This window comes from Citrobacter freundii complex sp. CFNIH9 (genome assembly GCF_002903305.1).
Lineage (GTDB): Bacteria > Pseudomonadota > Gammaproteobacteria > Enterobacterales > Enterobacteriaceae > Citrobacter > Citrobacter portucalensis.
In genome coordinates this window covers 1860991-1878958 of record NZ_CP026238.1, presented here as the reverse complement: position 1 = coordinate 1878958, position 17968 = coordinate 1860991, and the positions used below count along the sequence as shown (strand labels likewise).

The 17968-nt window shown below is 49.1% G+C and carries 19 protein-coding genes, 1 tRNA gene and 2 other RNA genes; 8 read left to right on the top strand and 14 right to left on the bottom strand.

The annotated features are described in order from the left end of the window. Window positions 1-66 precede the first annotated feature (66 nt). Both mdoH and mdoG read right to left on the bottom strand, forming a co-directional pair. Window positions 67-2595, bottom strand: a complete 2529-nt coding sequence (mdoH, locus tag C2U43_RS09445; RefSeq protein WP_048235662.1) for a glucans biosynthesis glucosyltransferase MdoH — start codon at window positions 2593-2595, stop codon at window positions 67-69. Continuing rightward, complete coding sequence (mdoG, locus tag C2U43_RS09440) at window positions 2588-4123, bottom strand: glucans biosynthesis protein MdoG (RefSeq protein WP_103285977.1); 1536 nt, start codon at window positions 4121-4123, stop codon at window positions 2588-2590. The genes mdoH and mdoG overlap by 8 nt, the downstream gene beginning before the upstream one ends. A gap of 271 nt (window positions 4124-4394) precedes the next feature. Between mdoG and mdoC the strand changes: the two genes are divergently transcribed. Continuing rightward, window positions 4395-5555, top strand: coding sequence for a glucans biosynthesis protein MdoC (mdoC, locus tag C2U43_RS09435; protein WP_103285010.1), 1161 nt, complete (start codon window positions 4395-4397; stop codon window positions 5553-5555). Window positions 5556-5574: 19 nt separating this feature from the next. On the opposite strand, the gene C2U43_RS09430 is transcribed toward mdoC, so the two are convergent. The 6 genes from C2U43_RS09430 to csgB form a co-directional block, all read right to left on the bottom strand. After that, the gene (locus tag C2U43_RS09430; protein WP_442861427.1) at window positions 5575-7065 is read right to left on the bottom strand and encodes a phospholipase D family protein; all 1491 of its coding nucleotides are present in this window, start codon (window positions 7063-7065) and stop codon (window positions 5575-5577) included. Next, on the bottom strand, window positions 6998-7540 hold the full coding sequence (ymdB, locus tag C2U43_RS09425; protein ID WP_003832103.1) for an O-acetyl-ADP-ribose deacetylase: 543 nt from the start codon (window positions 7538-7540) through the stop codon (window positions 6998-7000). The genes C2U43_RS09430 and ymdB overlap by 68 nt, the downstream gene beginning before the upstream one ends. A 100-nt stretch (window positions 7541-7640) precedes the next feature. Beyond that, window positions 7641-7961 carry a type 1 fimbrial protein gene (locus tag C2U43_RS09420; RefSeq protein WP_060682392.1) on the bottom strand — a complete coding sequence of 107 codons (321 nt, stop codon included), beginning with the start codon at window positions 7959-7961 and terminating at the stop codon, window positions 7641-7643. A 150-nt stretch (window positions 7962-8111) separates the two neighbouring features. Then, window positions 8112-8444, bottom strand: coding sequence for a curli assembly chaperone CsgC (csgC, locus tag C2U43_RS09415; RefSeq protein WP_103285008.1), 333 nt, complete (start codon window positions 8442-8444; stop codon window positions 8112-8114). A 60-nt stretch (window positions 8445-8504) separates the two neighbouring features. Further along, a complete protein-coding gene (csgA, locus tag C2U43_RS09410) occupies window positions 8505-8954 on the bottom strand; it encodes a curli major subunit CsgA (RefSeq protein ID WP_008784338.1) in 450 nt (149 codons plus the stop codon). A 40-nt stretch (window positions 8955-8994) separates the two neighbouring features. Next, window positions 8995-9450 carry a curli minor subunit CsgB gene (gene csgB, locus C2U43_RS09405; protein WP_032941802.1) on the bottom strand — a complete coding sequence of 152 codons (456 nt, stop codon included), beginning with the start codon at window positions 9448-9450 and terminating at the stop codon, window positions 8995-8997. A 760-nt stretch (window positions 9451-10210) separates the two neighbouring features. Here csgB and csgD point away from each other — a divergent pair. Genes csgD through csgG form a run of 4 tightly spaced genes read left to right on the top strand, consistent with a single transcriptional unit; the run spans window position 10211 to window position 12562 of the window. After that, the gene (csgD, locus tag C2U43_RS09400; RefSeq protein WP_003832092.1) at window positions 10211-10861 is read left to right on the top strand and encodes a biofilm master transcriptional regulator CsgD; all 651 of its coding nucleotides are present in this window, start codon (window positions 10211-10213) and stop codon (window positions 10859-10861) included. Window positions 10862-10865: 4 nt separating this feature from the next. Further along, window positions 10866-11264, top strand: a complete 399-nt coding sequence (csgE, locus tag C2U43_RS09395) for a curli production assembly/transport protein CsgE (protein WP_103285007.1) — start codon at window positions 10866-10868, stop codon at window positions 11262-11264. Between the two features lie 25 nt (window positions 11265-11289). After that, window positions 11290-11703 carry a curli production assembly/transport protein CsgF gene (gene csgF, locus C2U43_RS09390; RefSeq protein ID WP_003832089.1) on the top strand — a complete coding sequence of 138 codons (414 nt, stop codon included), beginning with the start codon at window positions 11290-11292 and terminating at the stop codon, window positions 11701-11703. A 25-nt stretch (window positions 11704-11728) separates the two neighbouring features. Beyond that, window positions 11729-12562 carry a curli production assembly/transport protein CsgG gene (gene csgG / locus C2U43_RS09385; protein ID WP_008784335.1) on the top strand — a complete coding sequence of 278 codons (834 nt, stop codon included), beginning with the start codon at window positions 11729-11731 and terminating at the stop codon, window positions 12560-12562. A gap of 46 nt (window positions 12563-12608) precedes the next feature. Here csgG and C2U43_RS09380 read toward each other — a convergent pair whose 3' ends face one another. The 4 genes from C2U43_RS09380 to ghrA form a co-directional block, all read right to left on the bottom strand. Continuing rightward, window positions 12609-13091: a DUF1097 domain-containing protein gene (locus C2U43_RS09380; protein ID WP_158654530.1), complete on the bottom strand. Its 483-nt coding sequence runs from the start codon at window positions 13089-13091 to the stop codon at window positions 12609-12611. A gap of 101 nt (window positions 13092-13192) precedes the next feature. Then, on the bottom strand, window positions 13193-13747 hold the full coding sequence (locus tag C2U43_RS09375; protein WP_003832084.1) for a TorD/DmsD family molecular chaperone: 555 nt from the start codon (window positions 13745-13747) through the stop codon (window positions 13193-13195). 23 nt (window positions 13748-13770) lie between these two features. Further along, window positions 13771-14508, bottom strand: coding sequence for a phosphatase (locus tag C2U43_RS09370; RefSeq protein ID WP_008784332.1), 738 nt, complete (start codon window positions 14506-14508; stop codon window positions 13771-13773). A gap of 209 nt (window positions 14509-14717) precedes the next feature. Next, window positions 14718-15656 (bottom strand): glyoxylate/hydroxypyruvate reductase GhrA, encoded by a 939-nt coding sequence (ghrA, locus tag C2U43_RS09360; RefSeq protein ID WP_057067489.1) that lies wholly within the window; start codon window positions 15654-15656, stop codon window positions 14718-14720. A 236-nt stretch (window positions 15657-15892) separates the two neighbouring features. Between ghrA and C2U43_RS09355 the strand changes: the two genes are divergently transcribed. The 3 genes from C2U43_RS09355 (at window position 15893) to C2U43_RS09345 (ending at window position 16706) form a co-directional block, all read left to right on the top strand. Beyond that, window positions 15893-15980, top strand: a tRNA-Ser gene (locus tag C2U43_RS09355). Window positions 15981-16024: 44 nt separating this feature from the next. Further along, window positions 16025-16161: non-coding RNA, RtT sRNA (locus tag C2U43_RS09350), on the top strand. A gap of 408 nt (window positions 16162-16569) precedes the next feature. Continuing rightward, window positions 16570-16706: non-coding RNA, RtT sRNA (locus tag C2U43_RS09345), on the top strand. Between the two features lie 143 nt (window positions 16707-16849). On the opposite strand, the gene phoH is transcribed toward C2U43_RS09345, so the two are convergent. Together phoH and C2U43_RS29580 are read right to left on the bottom strand one after the other, a co-directional pair. Further along, a complete protein-coding gene (gene phoH, locus C2U43_RS09340) occupies window positions 16850-17638 on the bottom strand; it encodes a phosphate starvation-inducible protein PhoH (RefSeq protein ID WP_003832078.1) in 789 nt (262 codons plus the stop codon). After that, window positions 17617-17913 carry a hypothetical protein gene (locus C2U43_RS29580; RefSeq protein ID WP_199771090.1) on the bottom strand — a complete coding sequence of 99 codons (297 nt, stop codon included), beginning with the start codon at window positions 17911-17913 and terminating at the stop codon, window positions 17617-17619. Before C2U43_RS29580 ends, phoH begins: the two co-directional genes overlap by 22 nt. Between the last annotated feature and the right edge of the window lie 55 nt (window positions 17914-17968).

Sequence of the window (17968 nt, the reverse complement as noted above, 5' to 3'; positions counted from 1 at the left end):
ACGACTCATTCTATTCAATATAAAAAAATACCGGCACCAGGCCGGTATTTTCACGTTACAGAACGCTTATTTTTTCCTGAGCGCCAGCGGGTTCAGTGTCAGTCCCTGATAGTAGTTCACCCACGAAGAATACTTATCAGGTGAATTCCAGACACGGTAATGTAAACGCGCCATGGTCACCGGATCGCTCAACAACACCAGGCGGCGATCGCGATTCAGTTTCTCCGGCGTTTCGTTCAGTGCCTGTTCCACATGACGATCGCGTGCAATCTCCAGCACGTTGCTGGCGCGGTGGCGTGCAGTCGCCATGGCCGTGGCCAGTGCGTTAAACGACGGATTAAACACCGCATGCATAAAGCCATCGTCCAGCGTACGTTTACGGTTCATCACCAGATAGGTATCGGTATCCACCAGCACCTGCGGCGGAGAATACTCTTCCGGGATCAGGAACAGCTTCCAGCGCTTGGTACGTAACCCCACCGTGGAACGGCTGGAAATCACGGAAACAAACGGTGACAGGATCAGCGAGAAGACAATCGGTGCCAGCCAGAACAGAAAACGCAGATCCAGCCAGGCCATACCCACAGCCCACACCAGCCCCAGCAGTAACTGAGAACCGTGACGCATAAACGCTTCACCCCACGGGGTCGAATCGTCATCACGCTGCGGTGAATTCCACACAACTTCCCAACCGAGGAAAGCGCTTACAACGAAGACGGTGTGGAACAGCATACGCACCGGCGCCAGCAACACGGAGAACAGAACTTCCAACAGTAGCGACAGCGTGACGCGGATAAACCCGCCGTACTCTTTCGTCCCTTTACACCAGATGAGCAAAATACTCAGCAGCTTCGGCAGGAACAGCAGCACCATCGTTGAAGCAAACAGCGCGATCGCCAGTTCAGGTCGCCACTGCGGCCAAACCGGGAACAACTGACGCGGTTGCAGGAAGTACTGCGGCTCCGTCAACGCATGCACCACCTGCAATGCGGTAGAGAGCGCGAGGAACATAAACCAAAGCGGCGCAGATAGATAGGACATTACACCGGTCAGGAACACCGCACGGTGAACCGGGTGCATCCCTTTCACCAGGAACAAACGGAAGTTCATCAGGTTACCGTGGCACCAGCGGCGGTCGCGCTTGAGTTCATCCAGCAGGTTCGGCGGCAGCTCTTCATAAGATCCCGGCAGATCGTAAGCAATCCACACACCCCAGCCAGCACGACGCATCAATGCCGCTTCCACGAAGTCATGGGAGAGGATCGATCCCGCAAACGAGCCTTCGCCCGGTAACGGCGCGAGCGCACAGTGCTCGATAAATGGCTTCACGCGGATAATTGCGTTGTGGCCCCAGTAATGTGATTCCCCTAACTGCCAGAAGTGAAGCCCGGCGGTAAACAGCGGTCCATAAACACGGGTCGCAAATTGCTGGCAGCGCGCATACAGCGTATCCATACCGGAAGCCTTCGGTGAAGACTGGATAATCCCGGCATTCGGATTCGCTTCCATCAGACGCACCAGGCCGCTCAGACAGTCACCACTCATCACTGAGTCAGCGTCCAGCACCACCATGTAGCTGTACTGATTTCCCCAGCGACGACAAAAGTCATCAATGTTGCCGCTTTTACGCTTCACGCGACGACGACGACGGCGGTAGAAAATCTGTCCTTCGCCCTGCACCTCAGCAATCAGCTCCATCCACGCTTTTTGTTCTGCTACGCAGATATCAGGATTGTAGCTGTCGCTCAGGATATAAACATCGAAATGTTCGGCGTTGCCCGTTGCTTTGACCGATTCCCACGTGGCGCGAAGTCCCGCAAATACGCGGTCAACGTCCTCGTTACAGATAGGCATAATCAGCGCGGTACGGTGTTCGGGATTCAGCGGTTCGTCCCCGACCGTTGAGGCCGAGATACTGTACTTATCTCGTCCAATCAACAGTTGCAGGAAGCCCATCAGCGCGGTCCAGAATCCCGCAGACACCCAACAGAAAAGCACGGCAAACAAAATGAGAATTCCGGTTTGCAGCATGTAGGGCAGCAGTTGCATAAAGGAGACCCACAAGTTCTGTCCCATCATGTCTACCGGATTAATAAATGCCCACCCCTGATACGGGAGGATCGTCTTCATATACCAGGTTGCTACGACCGTTTGCGCTAGCGTTAGAATCAACAGCGTATAGCGGCGGATGGTGCCTACGGTACGCCATTTTTGCTCGCTTTCCTGTTCTTCTTTCGTCAAACGCGAAAGATAACGCGGCGTCACATCGCGCCCACGCAAGCGATCCCAAAAACGACCAACCGGGTTGGTACGCCAGGGATCGGGGAACATAGAGGTACGCGTTGCTTTTGGCATCGCCTGCAGCTGATCGCGGCCCTCATCGTCCTTAACCAACTGCTCTTTAGCCAAAGAATCCGGCCATGCTTGCTCAAGGCGAGCTTTCACAGAACCCTGCGGTGAATCATCTTCGCGCGAGTAAGTACGATGCTCGGCATCCAACGCCTGATGAACGGCGCGGATGTCAGTTTTCGGCAGTGCCGCTTTCTCGATATCCGAAAGCGGCATTGCGTCAATATACTCAGTTGTCTTATTCATTGGCAGGTAACTGGTAGCTCCAGGTTTCACTCAGCGTCTGATCGGCATTGACCAAGGCAGCACGCATTTCAGTGGTTTTCTTCACGTCTTTCACTTTCACGCGCAGCATCAAACGCCAACCCTTAGATACCGGGTTATAGCGCACAGTGCTTTCAACGATTTCACCGTTGTCGCCAATACTGGTTTGTGCGGTAACCGGGGTATCCTGCGGCAGCTTTTTCATATCTGTGCCGGTAAAGTCCACCACAAACGCGATGGTACCGTCAGGCTGACGAATCAGGTTGGACTGTTTTACATCACCGGTAGAACGACGAGTCTGCTGTACCCAGGCGCTTTCCGGCGCATGAAGCTTGTCCTCATCACGCGTGAACGTCAAAGTGTACTTGAAGTTCATCTCTTTGCCCGCTTCAGGCAGTTGATCCGGCGTCCAGTACGCAACGATGTTATCGTTCGTTTCATCGTTAGTTGGGATTTCAACTAACTCAATCTTACCTTTACCCCATTCACCTTTTGGCGTGATCCAGGCGCTTGGGCGCAGATCGTAACGATCGTCGATATCTTCAAAACGCGAGAACTGACGGCCACGCTGCAACAGTCCGAATCCTTGCGGGTTTTCCATTGCGAAGCTGCTCACCGCGAGATGTTTCGGGTTATTCAGCGGACGCCAAATCCACTCCCCATTGCCCGCGTGGATAGACAAACCGTTAGAATCATGCAGTTCCGGACGATAGTTTGTCGCCGGAGACGGCTGGTTCGGTCCAAACAGGAACATACTGGTTAACGGTGCCACACCCAGTTTGCCCACTTTGTCGCGCAGGTAAACTTTGGACTGAACATCCACGACCGTGTCACGGCCTGGAATAATGACAAAACGATACGCTCCGGTTGCACGCGGAGAATCCAACAAAGCATAAATGGTTAAACGTTTATCAGTCGGTTTCGGACGCTCGATCCAAAACTCACGGAAGCGGGGAAATTCTTCACCAGAAGGCAGAGCGGTATCAATCGCGAGGCCACGCGCTGACAGGCCGTAGACCTGACCTGCACCCAGAACGCGAAAATAGCTGGCACCGAGCATGCTGACGATTTCATCGTTTTTATCTTTGCTGTTGATCGGATACAGCACTTTGAACCCGGCGAAGCCGAGATCTTTTACCGTGTCTTTATCATGCTGAACATCGCCAAAATTAAAATAATCCGGGCTGTATTTGATTCTTTTCACCGCCGTGGCGGTAACTTCGTTGATTTTGACCGGCGTGTCGAAGTACATACCCTGGTGGTAGAACTCGAGCTTAAATGGGGTCTTGAGATTGCTCCAGTACGCTTTATCGCGATTGAACTGGATCTGTTGATAATCCGCATATTTCATGTCGCGGAAAACGGAGGGCAAGTTACTTTTTAGCGCCTCATAGCCTTTCCCGGCTAAGGATTGAGCTTGTTTTGCAACATCATCAATACTGAACGCCCAGCTCGATGATGTATACAGCGTTAACATGACTGCTGCACCCAACCAACGCATTTTCATCATTTGTAGTTTATGTTTCATAATTAGTAAGCACTTCCCCCTTTGTGTGCTTATATTGATCCGATCCATTTTAATGGATAATCGGGTACTCCGACAACTGAATCCCTGTATTGTTCGCGCGCTGGCTCATGGTTTAAGCAGGTTCATCTGCCTGTTTTCACTTTGCGTGCTTATCCTGGAGACAGGTTGTTGGACTTCGTGTAGGGTTGCCCTCGAATGTAACCATTATTCGTCTTAGGGATAAGACGAAAAGTCTGAGAATACGTAACTGTCTATGAGCTCTGTATCACCACCACGTGAATATTTTCTTGACTCCATCCGTGCCTGGCTAATGTTGTTAGGGATCCCATTCCATATTTCATTGATCTACTCCACCCACACCTGGCACGTGAACAGCGCAGAACCGTCATGGTGGTTAACCCTTTTTAACGACTTTATCCATGCATTTCGCATGCAGGTCTTCTTTGTCATTTCAGGTTATTTTTCCTACATGCTTTTTTTGCGCTATCCGTTAAAACGCTGGTGGAAGGTGCGTGTAGAACGCGTGGGGATCCCCATGCTGACCGCGATTCCGCTGCTTACGCTGCCGCAATTTATCATGCTGCAATACGTGAAAGGGAAAGCAGACAGCTGGCATACCCTCAGCGGCTATGACAAATACAATGCGCTGGCCTGGGAGCTGATTTCCCATCTGTGGTTTTTACTGGTTCTGGTGGTGTTAACGACCCTGAGCATGTGGGTGTTTACCCAGATGAAAAACAGACTATCGCGTGGAGACGGTACCCCTGCATCGGGGGTATCAATGACCAAATTAACGCTGATTTTTATATTGTTGGGTGTCGGCTATGCCGCCGTCAGAAGAACGATTTTCATCCTCTACCCTTCGATTCTCAGCGATGGCATGTTTAATTTTATCGTTATGCAAACGCTGTTCTATGTGCCTTTCTTTATGCTCGGTGCGCTGGCGTTTATCAATCCGAATCTGAAAGCACTGTTTACCACGCCATCGCGCGGCTGCACGCTAGGTGCCGCATTCGCATTTGTCGCATACCTGCTCAATCAACGTTACGGCAACGGCGATGCCTGGATGTATGAAACCGAATATGTCATTACCATGATCATGGGGCTATGGATGGTGAATGTCGTCTTTTCGCTTGGCCACCGTTTACTGAATTTCCAGTCGGCTCGCGTGACCTATTTTGTCAACGCGTCGCTGTTCATCTATTTGGTGCACCACCCGTTAACGCTGTTTTTTGGCGCGTATATCACACCGCATATCAAGTCGAATCTGCTGGGTTTTCTCTGCGGTCTGCTTTTTGTGGTTGGAATTGCGGTCATACTGTACGAAATCCATTTACGGATCCCGGTGCTGAAGTTTCTCTTTTCGGGTAAACCGCCCATTAAGCAGGATAAAAACAAGGCGGTTGCCGGTTAGTTTTCTTGTATTGAATGGTTCAGAGCAACCATTCAATGGGCAGCACAGATGCAAGCCTCACCAGAACCCGCTTCCAGAATCCTGTAGCGGGTTCTTTTTTCAGTACCTGTTCGCTGCCAGAAAGCCGATCAACCCAGTTAATTCTGCCCCAACGGTCAAGACGTAGTTGCCAGGCCATATCACGCTGACTTTGCATAAAACGTTTATGAATCAACTCAGCCAGTACTTCACTCTCAATCACAAACCCCATTTCCGTATTGAGCAGCGTTGAACGGGGATCAAAATTAAGCGATCCGATAAACACTTTACGACCGTCAATACTGAAGGTTTTCGCATGCAGGCTGGAGCCTGAATTACCGGTTAATCCCCGGTCGTGTACTGCTGAAACGCGATCGCGGGTTGGTTTGAGCTCGTATAACTCCACGCCGTAGCGCAGGAGTTTTTTTCGCCAACGCGCATAGCCCGCGTGAACGACTGCGACATCATTCGCTGCCAGAGAATTAGTTAAAATTGCGATCTTAACGCCTTTTCTCACCAGTCTCAGGAGCTGCGCCACACCGGCGCGGGTTGGTACAAAGTAGGCGGAAATAATATCAATACGCTCGGTCGGAGATCCCATCACATCAAACAAACGCTGCGGTAATAGTGAGTGGCGCGGCGCTTTCCCCTCTCCTTTTGCAGGATCATCACTCAACAAGCGCGTTTTCGCCCAAATTAGCGGCAGCGACCTCTGATCGAGATGGGTCATAAACTGGCTGGTTTCCAGCTTATGTAGATAGCGACGCGTGATGTCATCGTTATACCAGGATTCAGGAAGTTCGATTTTTTGCGTAGAAGCTGGTTCAGCCACCTCAAGTACGTTTTGCAATGTTGAAACCGAGCGGCAGTGCCAGTAACGCTCAAAGTCGTCTGCAACATCCTGGACAACCGGTCCAATTGCCATAACGTCCAGATCGGAAAACAGTGGTTGTTCGCCTGCGCCAAAATAGGCATCGCCTATATTTCGCCCCCCCACAAGAGTTACGACGCCGTCAGCGGTATAACTTTTGTTGTGCATACGTCGATTCAACCGGGCAAAATCGGTTAAATAGCCCAGGGCACGCAGGATGCGAAAGGAAAAGGGATTAAACAGGCGAACTTCAATATTAGGGTGATTGTCCAGCAAACGCAGCGTGTCATCCAGACCTGGTGTGTTGTTATCATCCAGCAACAAACGCACCCGGACGCCCCGCTTCGCTGCGGCCAGCAAAACGGAAAATAACAATAGCCCGGACATGTCGCTTTCCCAGATGTAATACTGAACATCCAGGGTACGTTCCGCCATTTCCGTCAACCGATAGCGAGCAGCAAACGCATCCAGGCTGTCATCCAACGTCAGAATGCCGCATTCTCCCGGGTGGTTTACGCATAGCGGCGTGATGGCACGCTCAAGTCGCGTCATATCAGTCCGTGCGTTCATCGCCTTGTTGGGTAAGTAATCTCTTGTATAGTCGAGCGTTTTCTTCATCAAAGCACACGAAGTATATTTGATCGGGAAGCGTACGTCGGGTGATAAATTTCAACACCGTTTTCACCGCGATCTCTGCCGCTGCAGCACGTGGGTAACCATAGGCTCCGGTGCTTATAGCAGGAAAAGCAATGGATTGATAACCATTGGCTAAGGCCAGTTGCAATGTATTTAGATAGGCCTCTTCAAGTCGTTCAGCCTCGTGGTGATCACCGCCTTGCCAGACGGGTCCTACGGTGTGAATAACTGCTTTTGCCGGAAGCGCTCCAGCCAGCGTGATAACGGCATGCCCGGTCGGGCATTCTCCCTGTTGTTGTATAACCTGTTTGCAGGCCTCCAACAACGCAGGCCCGGCAGCACGATGAATCGCGCCATCGACTCCACCTCCTCCCAGTAACGAGGAGTTGGCCGCATTGACGATCACATCTACCGCGATCGTCGTAATGTCGCCCTGTAACACATGAACACGCGATTGCATAAGTTCCCCCTGACAAAACACTCTCCGTTAAGTGTACAGCAGGGTTTTCCTTGAAATCTCACTTTTTAGCCATAAGCGTGCATACCTACGCCAGAATGATTCATTTATATTCAATATTCAGAATAGCCATGCTTTTCTGTTCATTGAGGTAATGCATTTTCACCGTGGCAATTTGTTCCACACTCTGAGGCGCTGTCGTGACCTGTTGCAGGTCGTAGAGACTATTACTCATCGTGCCATCACGCATACATGACAATTCAATCTGTTGTTGTCGAGTGTTAACGTCGCAAGGTGCTTCAACTATTGCACCGCGAAAATGAATAACCCCGCCGGGTAAGATTTGCGTCGCCATTGCGGGGAGGGTTAAAAGAGAAAAAGCCCACAAACCGGTATTTAAAATACGCTTTAATAATGTACACATAAGGGTTCCTCAATGATTAATCATCCTTGAGGGATCGCAATGATCCTTCACCGCTGCGAGTTACGATCAAATAAAACGTTTGTTCGTTTCTATATTCATAGAACAGCACTGCACTCCCAGCCACACCCTTAATGCAAATCCGGCAAAAAATTATGGGTGACTGTTTGAGTCAGGCCATTGTTGCGACAGATGCAGAGACTGCCCGTCAGAAACGGTAACGATAATTTTGACCGAATCCTCCAGTGAAATATTAAAGCTCATTTTTGTTAATTCAATTGGCCGATTAGCAGGGACCGAAAGGCTTGTTTTCTGCTGTGACTGACTTTGTCCGCCCTTTCCTTTACGTACGGCAAGGACTTGCACTTCACATACGCACGGTTGAGCTAATGTCACCTGAGGAATAATGGTGTACATGTCACCTTGCTGAGTTGTATTGAATGTTATTTGATTTGCCAACGCGGCAATGAGTAATAGCGTGTGCATAATATTCTCCCGAAAAAAAACAGGGCTTTCGCCCTGTTTATTATCAGTCAGAAAACTGAATTAGTGCTGGTTAGCTGTAGCATTGTTGCCATAACCAACCTGCTGAATCAGCACATTGGAGTCAGACGCTGTCTGATTAACCACAGCACCGTTACGACCACCGAACTGAGTTACGCTGATATCAGCATTTTTTGCATTCCACTGATTGATATCAGCACTGTTCTGGAAGCCGGTCTGTTTCAGGCTAATGGTACTGTCATCAGCACCCTGGCCGACGGTCGCACCGTTACCATGTCCGTGTTGTGTGATAGTCACGTCTGATTTACGTGCATCACTTTGCAGCGCATTCGCAACGTTACTAGAGCCAAATTGGTAAATACTCATTGAAGAGTCTGGGCCATAGTTGCTACCGCCACCATGATGATTACCGCCCCATTGCGGAACAACACCTGCCAGAGCACTGCCAGAAACTACGATTGCTGCGAATGCTGCCACTTTTAAAAGTTTCATGGTAAACCCCCATCGGATTGATTTAAACGTCGTTTATGGATTAGCGTTGAGTAACGCGAATTGCCATTTGCGACTGTCTCTGCACCACAACTGCTGTTTTTTGTGTACCGTACTGGGTAATATTGGCTTTATTACCAGAGCCTTTCTGGATAATCATCGCCGTATTACCGTAAGAGCTTTGTTTAATACTCGCATCATTAGAGCTACCCGTTTGATCAATATATGCAAAGTTATTTGATCCCGTCTGATCTGTTTTCGCCCGGTTACCTGAACCTTCTTGCGAAATGACCGACAATAACTTGGTGCCCTCCTGGCGAGTATTTGCACTATTAGCAGTACCAACCTGACCAATAATGGCTGCCTGATTAAATGAAGACTTACTTAATTCATTTACCGCAAAGTTATATTCTGAATTAGCTAAATCATAACTGGTTGCGGATGCAATCCCAGGCACACCCAGTATTGTAAACATCATAAATAACAACTTGTTTTTCATGTTGTCACCCTGGACCTGGTCGTACATGAAGTTAAATTAATTACCACTCAAATTGTTGTTAACATGACTTACATTTGTTAACGCCACGTTACGATGAAGAGTATGTCTGTGGAAACATTTTAAATAACTCACCCGCGAGTGGTATTTTTATATCCGGATTCACACCAAAGTACTAATTAACAGTGAATAACACCGCTTCAGGTCTGGCTTTTATTTTTATTTTGCTATCAGTAATGAATTTCTATGCAGTCACTGAGAAAGTGCATTTTGCACGATATCAGGGCCTCTCAGTACAACGTCGAGATAGACATCGGTACAAGTCGTGACAAAGGTCATTTTTTTCCATCTAAAATTGACCAACGTAAATTGAGACAAGGATTTTAGAATTCATTAGAAATCTAAAACTCAACAACCATTAATTAACTGATTTAAAATCAATGCGATACTATAATTTGTATGATTTTTTAAATCTATGCAGCAAAGGTAAAATGTACAACTTTCCTATCAAATCTAAACTCTAATAAAACCATAAAATCACATTTTAATATATAATTTTACAAGTTGTTACATGTTTAACACTTGCTTTAAGATTTGTAATAGCTAGATTGAAATCAGTTGAAGTCCATTTGTTTTAATATTTTCACCCCTTTGGGTCGATATTTTATATCTACACAGCAGTGCAACATCTGTCAGTACTTCTGGTGCCTCTATTTTAGTAGAGACAGCTGTCAGGTGTGCGACTAAAAAGTGGAGTTTCATCATGTTTAATGAAGTCCATAGTATTCATGGTCATACATTATTGTTGATCACAAAACCTTCTTTGCAGGCAACTGCATTATTACAGCATTTAAAACAATCACTGGCACTCACCGGAAAACTACATAATATTCAACGTTCTCTGGATGATATATCCTCCAGCTGCATTGTTTTACTGGATATGATGGAGGCAGATAAAAAACTGATCCATTACTGGCAAGATAATTTGAGTAGAAAAAACAACAATATAAAGACGTTATTGTTGAATACTCCTGATGATTACCCTTATCGGGATATCGAAAACTGGCCGCATATCAATGGTGTTTTTTACGCAACTGAAGACGAGCAGCGTGTCGTAAGCGGCTTGCAGGGTATCTTGCGCGGTGAATGTTACTTCACGCAAAAACTTGCCAGTTATCTGATCACGCACTCTGGAAATTATCGTTATAACAGCACGGAGTCGGCACTGCTGACGCACCGTGAAAAAGAGATCCTTAATAAATTGCGTATCGGCGCCTCAAATATTGAAATCGCTCGTTCACTGTTTATCAGTGAAAATACGGTAAAAACACATCTTTATAATCTTTTCAAAAAGATAGCTGTCAAAAACCGTACGCAGGCGGTCTCATGGGCCAATGATAACCTCAGGCGATAAAGCCATGAAACGGTATTTGACCTGGATTGTGGCAGCAAATTTATTCTTTGCTGCCGGGAGTCTGCACGCAGCGACAACCGTAGAGGTGGAGGTTCCCGGGCTGTTAACTGACCACACTGTCTCTTCAATCGGGCATGATTTTTATCGGGCCTTTAGTGATAAGTGGGAAAGCGAGTACACAGGAAACTTAACCATTAATGAAAGACCCAGTGCGCGTTGGGGAAGTTGGATCAACATAACGGTCAATCAGGACGTTATCTTCCAGACTTTTTTATTTCCGACGAAAAAAGACTTCGACAAAATTGTAGTCTTCGCATTGGCACAAACTGAGGAAGCATTAAATCGCCGGCAAATAGATCAAACACTATTAAGCACTAGCGATTTAGCGCGTGATGAATTCTAAAACATGATTTTGTCCGGAGGCTTTCATGCGTGTTAAACATGCAGTGGTTTTGCTCATGCTAATTTCACCATTAAGTTGGGCCGGAAACATGACGTTCCAGTTTCGCAACCCAAACTTTGGTGGCAACCCGAATAATGGTGCTTTTCTGTTGAACAGCGCCCAGGCCCAGAACTCATATAAAGATCCAAGCTATGACGATTACGGTATTGAAACCCCGTCAGCTCTGGATAACTTTACTCAGGCGATTCAGTCACAAATTCTCGGTGGCCTACTCACCAACATTAATACCGGTAAACCAGGAAGAATGGTGACCAATGATTTTATCATTGATATCGCCAACCGGGACGGACAACTGCAATTGAATGTCACCGACAGGAAATCGGGGAAAACTTCGACAATTGAAGTGTCGGGTTTACAAACACAGTCGACCGACTTCTAAGTTATAGCCACGAAAGGAAATAATCATGCAGCGTTTACTTATCATGGTGGCAGTAATTTTACTCAGCGGATGTTTAACAGCTCCGCCTCAAGAAGCCGCTAAGCCGACATTAATGCCCCGAGCCCAAAGCTATAAAGACTTGACGCATCTGCCTATGCCTACAGGTAAGATCTTTGTGTCGGTATACAACATTCAGGATGAGACTGGCCAATTTAAACCTTACCCGGCAAGTAACTTCTCAACCGCCGTCCCGCAAAGCGCCACGGCTATGCTTGTCACCGCATTGAAAGATTCTCGTTGGTTCATCCCACTGGAACGTCAGGGGTTACAGAACTTGCTTAACGAACGCAAAATCATTCGTGCAGCTCAGGAAAACGGTACGGTTGCGATTAATAACCGGATCCCGCTACAGTCCCTGACCGCGGCAAACGTCATGGTGGAAGGATCAATTATCGGTTATGAAAGCAACGTTAAATCGGGTGGTGTCGGTGCACGTTATTTTGGTATTGGCGCCGATACGCAATACCAGCTCGACCAGATAGCGGTAAACCTGCGCGTAGTTAACGTCAGCACCGGTGAGATCCTGTCGTCAGTGAATACCAGTAAAACCATTCTGTCTTATGAAGTACAGGCTGGGGTGTTCCGCTTTATTGACTACCAGCGTCTGTTGGAAGGTGAAATTGGCTACACCTCTAACGAACCGGTTATGCTTTGTCTGATGTCAGCGATTGAAACGGGCGTTATCTTCCTGATTAATGACGGCATCGATCGCGGATTGTGGGATTTGCAGGATAAGAAACAAGTTGATAATGACATCCTGGTTAAATACCGTCATATGTCGGTACCGCCAGAATCCTGATGGGTCTATACAGCATAAAAAGCGTGAGGAAAACCCTCACGCTTTTTTATTTACTGGTCAGCGTCGACGATATTCTATTTTCACGGCGAGATGCCAGCCACAGACCACTGTTTTTCATTGCATAGCCGAATACGAGGCCCAGTGCCAGTGACGATACAACCAGTCGCCAGTCGCCCTGCCCTGCAAATGTTGCACATGCGCCAATGAACGTGCCCGGTACAAATGAAAGCAGCCATTGCTTTGCCTGGATACACATCAGAAACGCGACAATTCCTGTCATGACATAACCAATAATGTCCATATGCGGAGCAAGCGCACTACCGTTAATAATCACCAACGCCCACACCACACCGCTTAGCAGCGTACACGCCGAGATCCACAGTCCTTTTAACCCACCTTGCGGGCAGGCGAAATAAGCCGTGCAACCCAGAAAGCCAGCCCAACTGAGTAAACCAAGAGAAACGGCCACCCATCCCCAGATCCCGGAGAGAATGCCCGTTGTGATTGCAATTGAGAGAAGTATGTTCATGCCGCGCATCTTAGCAGAAAAACGGCATGGTAATGAGATCGCGCACACAATTTATGCAAGCTTATAAATTGAGTTGCACTTTTAAGTGACGTAGGTCACTTTTATTCGTCTGTATCTTCCTGCAATTCGTCCCACATCGCACCAATGGCATCACGCGTCAGCGGTGCTATCGTACGCCAGAAAGGCGTGTTCGCGTGCGCTTCAACTTTACCAAGGAACGTACCGCACCAGGGCAGCAAGTAGTCTACAAACAAGGTTTCAAGCGCCTCACTTTCATCTTCCGCAGACTGGTCCTCAAGCCATGAAGCCGCCAGCAACAGCGTACCAATGTGATCTGCCGGTGTATCAGCAAGCGGCATGCCCCGGGCTGAAAGAAATGCACGAACATCGGATTCTTTCGCCCCTTCTACCCAGGCACTACGATAAGGCGGCACTGCACACTCGTCACCGACAAACAGCGCGTTGTAATCTGCAGCCAACTGGGGCATATCGCAGCTCTTCTGTAAACGGGTGAGCAGTTCGTCCTGTTCCAGCGGCCAGTTGGCGGACAGTTTACCTTCACTAATCAGGGTAAACAGGGGAACCAGTAAAGGGTCCTGCGGTTGGCGGTAAAACAGCGAGCCCAGTACACGACACAGGATAGAAAACTCGTTCATTGATATATTCCAGTTAGTAACAATTACAGTTCAGCAAATTCCGCGATCGGCTCCATGCCTCGCGATTCCAGAAACGCCAATAGACGTTTAGGTGTGACGTTTAAAATTCTGTCTTCAGGGAAATTAACATCATCCAGGATTTTACGGCATTCGCCAAATTCTCCCAGCGTGAAAGCGGTATGTGAATCCGACCCTAACGCCACCCATCCACCAGCATCACGCACAGCCGCAGCAACCGCACGGCAATTATCCTCACTGCCCTTACGCGAATGCAAAAACGAAGAGTTATTGATTTCCAGTGCAACCTGGTACTTTGCCGCCGCCTGCGCAATTGCTTTAATATCAACAGGATATTTGGGATTTCCCGGATGACTTATGATGTGCACATTACCGCTGGCCATCGTAGCTATCATTGCCTGGGTATTGGTGTCTTTATCGTGAGGTGCAAAAACCGGCTCATGGAAGCCCGCAATAATGAGGTCCAGGGAGGTAAACATCGGACCTGAACAGTCAATTTCACCTTCAATATTCTTAATATTGGCTTCTATTCCGCGCAGGATCCCCACGCCATCCACGACACGTGGCCAAATACGCATATTGATAAAGTGCCAGTGGTGAGGCGCATCCGCCATGTCCGGTCCATGATCGGTAATGGCAAATAGCTTGATGCCTTTGCGACGAGCTTCCGCGATGTAATCACTTAAGGTGCTGTAGGCGTGGGTGCTGGCGACGGTATGCATATGCAGGTCAACGGGATACATAACTCTCTCCTGTAGTCATTTTCCGTCAAGGATAGCAGGTATCGCCGCCATTAATACCCTAAAATTCGAGTCGCAGGCAGGTGGCAAGGGAGTGATACCTGAATCACTTACTTACGTAGGTGATTCAGGTGAACAACCGTAGCCAACGCACATGCAGCTTGAAGTATGACGGGTATTTTAGCTGAAACCCGGTACTTGCCGGGTTACCATCAATATCCCCGAACGCGATTGACCTGACCTGTTACGACTTGCCCGCTCTCCAGGTTCATAATCGTGCGGGAGATATAGTCCACCGCTTCTGCCGGACGGGTAACTGCGGCAATATGTGGCGTCATCGCCACACGCGGATGTTTCCATAATGGGCTGTTTTCTGGCAGCGGTTCACGACTATAAACATCCAGCATGGCCCCCTTCACCTTGCCGCTTTCCAGCGATGCCAGAAGATCGTCTTCATTGAGATGAACACCGCGTGCAAGGTTCAGCACGTAGGCGCCATCCTGCAATTGGCTAAGTAAATCAGCGTTAATAATGCCTACGGTTTCTGCCGTATTAGGCAGAAGGTTGATCAGCACGCGAGTTTGACTCAAAAACGCGCCCAGTTCCTCAGTACCGGCGAAGCTTTCCACGCCAGACCAGGATTTACGCGTACGACTCCAGCAGCGCAGTGGGAATCCCCATGCCTGCAGGCTTTCGGCAACTTTTGCGCCCAATACCCCAGCCCCCATGATCCCGACGGTAAACTCCTCGCGAGTATATTCTGGCAACGGCTGCCATTTCGCCTGATTTTTCAATGCTTGATAATCATCAAAGCGACGAAACCAGTGCAGCACCTGACTGACAGCATATTCCTGCATTTGCAGGCCCATACCCGTATCTTCCAGACGGAAAAGCGGGATCGACGCATCCAACATTTCCGGATGAGCATTGAGTTTACTGAGAATAGAATCGACACCCGCTCCCAGCGCAAATACGGCTTTTAATTTTCGTCCTGCGAGCATTTCAACCGGCGGATGCCAGACCAGCGCATAGTCAGCATGTGCATTATCACCCGCTTTCCACTCACGTACGTTCGCACCAGGTATTGCCTTTGCCAACGCATTAATCCACCAGGTCGTATCGAATGTTGGGTGATAGAAAATTATATCCATATTGTCTCCTGAACATTGTTGTGCGGAACTTTCTCGCACTTATTATCATCATTTTTCGAGGGAACATCAGAGTAGCAAATTTTAGGATGCTGGCAAAAAAAACAATTCCCGCTTATTTATGCTCCATGTTGCTTGAAGTTTGTGTAAATGCACATTTTTTTCAAAAAGTTGATTGACGGCGGGGCGGTGTTTCCCCTACATTAGCGCCCGTTCCGGTAGCACAGGAACAACAATATGGTGAGGTGTCCGAGTGGCTGAAGGAGCACGCCTGGAAAGTGTGTATACGGCAACGTATCGGGGGTTCGAATCCCCCCCTCACCGCCATATTTTAAGAAGAGCTCGTACGAAAGTACGGGCTTTTTTTTCACATATTGCACATCTGCGGGGGGATGAGAAACCCCGACCGGGGTTCGACTGCTGGCGCAGCCAGCTGGACAGACCGCGAACGGAGTGAGTGGGCTGCCCGAAGGGCGAGCGAAGCGAGTCAATCCCCCCCTCACCGCAATATTTTAAGAAGAGCTCGTACGAAAGTACGGGCTTTTTTTCGCATGTTGCACATCTGCGGGGGGATGAGAAGCCCTGACCGGGGTTCGACTGCTGGCGCAGCCAGCTGGACAGACCGGGAGCGCAGCGAACAGGCTGCCCCGCAGGGGCGAGCAAAGCGAGTCAATCCCCCCTCACCGCCATATTTTAAGAAGAGCTCGTATGCAAGTACGGGCTTTTTTTTCGCATGTTGCACATCTGCGGGGGGATGAGAAGCCCTGACCGGGGTTCGACTACTGGCGCAGCCAGTTAGACAGACCGGGAGCGCAGCGAACAGGCTGCCCCGCAGGGGCGAGCAAAGCGAGTCAATCCCCCCCTCACCGCCATATTTTAAGAAGAGCTCGTACGAAAGTACGGGCTTTTTTTTCGCATGTTGCACATCTACGGGGGGATGAGAAGCCCCGACCGGGGTTCGACTGCTGGCGCAGCCAGCTGGACAGACCGCGAACGGAGTGAGTGGGCTGCCCGAAGGGCGAGCGAAGCGAGTCAATCCCCCCCTCACCGCCATATTTTAAGAAGAGCTCGTACGAAAGTACGGGCTTTTTTTTCGCATGTTGCACATCTACGGGGGGATGAGAAGCCCCGACCGGTCATGTACTGGCGTCAAACAACAAAGCCCGGTTTCCCGGGCCTTGAAGACGGAGTACTTATCAGTTGTAAGCGTTGAGCGTCCGCTGACAGAGCGCAGAGCGGACGCAATCGTCTTTATTGAAACGAACAATCCCAACCATCTCATCTTCTTCGAAACGGGCCAGAGCATCGCTAAGCCCTGAGCGAACGTGAGCTGGTAGATCGCACTGGGTCACATCCCCATTCACAATCACCGTCACATTCTCCCCGAGGCGGGTCAAAAACATCTTCATTTGCGCAGCAGTGACGTTCTGAGCCTCGTCAAGAATGACCACTGCATTTTCAAATGTACGTCCACGCATATAGGCGAACGGCGCGATTTCCACCTTACCAATCTCAGGTCGCAGGCAATATTGCATAAAGGAGGCTCCCAGCCGTTTGACAAGCACGTCATACACGGGGCGAAAATAGGGAGCAAACTTCTCGGAAACATCTCCAGGTAAGAAGCCGAGGTCTTCATCAGCTTGCAGAACTGGACGGGTTACAATGATCCTGTCCACATCTTTATGGATCAGGGCCTCTGCTGCTTTTGCCGCGCTGATCCAGGTTTTACCACACCCGGCTTCACCGGTGGCGAAGATCAGCTGTTTACTCTCGATAGCATTCAGGTAGTGCGCCTGAGCTTCATTCCGCGCCGTGATTGGCGAGGCGTCGCGACTGTCACGCGCCATACCAATCGCTTCTACGCCGCCCATCTGCACAAGCGAGGTGACCGATTCATCTTCACGTTGCTTATGGCTACGCGAATCCCGCCTCAGCACACGTTTTGCTTCACGACGAGCTTTGATCACTGCTTTTTGTCTTCCCATGGATAGCACCTTGAGTTGTAGGTATACATCACACGCGCCGTTGGCGGCACGATTATGCGCACGAACATCTGAGGGTTGGCTTCCTTGTAAGCCATTGCTTGCTTTCGGATAAGACGCCACGCACAGCTACGCGCACCGTACAGGGCATCAGTTGCGAAGATAAGAAGTGAATGAGAGAGAGATTTAGCGGTGACGAGGAGGCTACCGGAAGAGAAACGTCCGCGTAAGGTACTGCTGTTACTGTGAAAAATGTGTCCAGTACAGGACTTTTCCATTCGCGATCTCCATAGTGAATGACAATCACCGCCGGGAACTACCGCTATTACTTAT

Coding starts and splice junctions, on each gene's coding strand:
- C2U43_RS09370 (WP_008784332.1), bottom strand. CDS start 14,508: ATGTATCCCGTTGACCTGCATATGCATACCGTCGCCAGCACCCACGCC.
- phoH (WP_003832078.1), bottom strand. CDS start 17,638: ATGGGAAGACAAAAAGCAGTGATCAAAGCTCGTCGTGAAGCAAAACGT.
- csgA (WP_008784338.1), bottom strand. CDS start 8,954: ATGAAACTTTTAAAAGTGGCAGCATTCGCAGCAATCGTAGTTTCTGGC.
- csgF (WP_003832089.1), top strand. CDS start 11,290: ATGCGTGTTAAACATGCAGTGGTTTTGCTCATGCTAATTTCACCATTA.
- csgD (WP_003832092.1), top strand. CDS start 10,211: ATGTTTAATGAAGTCCATAGTATTCATGGTCATACATTATTGTTGATC.
- mdoH (WP_048235662.1), bottom strand. CDS start 2,595: ATGAATAAGACAACTGAGTATATTGACGCAATGCCGCTTTCGGATATC.
- csgB (WP_032941802.1), bottom strand. CDS start 9,450: ATGAAAAACAAGTTGTTATTTATGATGTTTACAATACTGGGTGTGCCT.
- csgC (WP_103285008.1), bottom strand. CDS start 8,444: ATGCACACGCTATTACTCATTGCCGCGTTGGCAAATCAAATAACATTC.
- mdoC (WP_103285010.1), top strand. CDS start 4,395: ATGAGCTCTGTATCACCACCACGTGAATATTTTCTTGACTCCATCCGT.
- mdoG (WP_103285977.1), bottom strand. CDS start 4,123: ATGATGAAAATGCGTTGGTTGGGTGCAGCAGTCATGTTAACGCTGTAT.
- csgG (WP_008784335.1), top strand. CDS start 11,729: ATGCAGCGTTTACTTATCATGGTGGCAGTAATTTTACTCAGCGGATGT.
- csgE (WP_103285007.1), top strand. CDS start 10,866: ATGAAACGGTATTTGACCTGGATTGTGGCAGCAAATTTATTCTTTGCT.
- C2U43_RS29580 (WP_199771090.1), bottom strand. CDS start 17,913: ATGGAAAAGTCCTGTACTGGACACATTTTTCACAGTAACAGCAGTACC.
- C2U43_RS09420 (WP_060682392.1), bottom strand. CDS start 7,961: ATGTGTACATTATTAAAGCGTATTTTAAATACCGGTTTGTGGGCTTTT.
- ghrA (WP_057067489.1), bottom strand. CDS start 15,656: ATGGATATAATTTTCTATCACCCAACATTCGATACGACCTGGTGGATT.
- C2U43_RS09375 (WP_003832084.1), bottom strand. CDS start 13,747: ATGAACGAGTTTTCTATCCTGTGTCGTGTACTGGGCTCGCTGTTTTAC.
- ymdB (WP_003832103.1), bottom strand. CDS start 7,540: ATGCAATCGCGTGTTCATGTGTTACAGGGCGACATTACGACGATCGCG.
- C2U43_RS09380 (WP_158654530.1), bottom strand. CDS start 13,091: ATGAACATACTTCTCTCAATTGCAATCACAACGGGCATTCTCTCCGGG.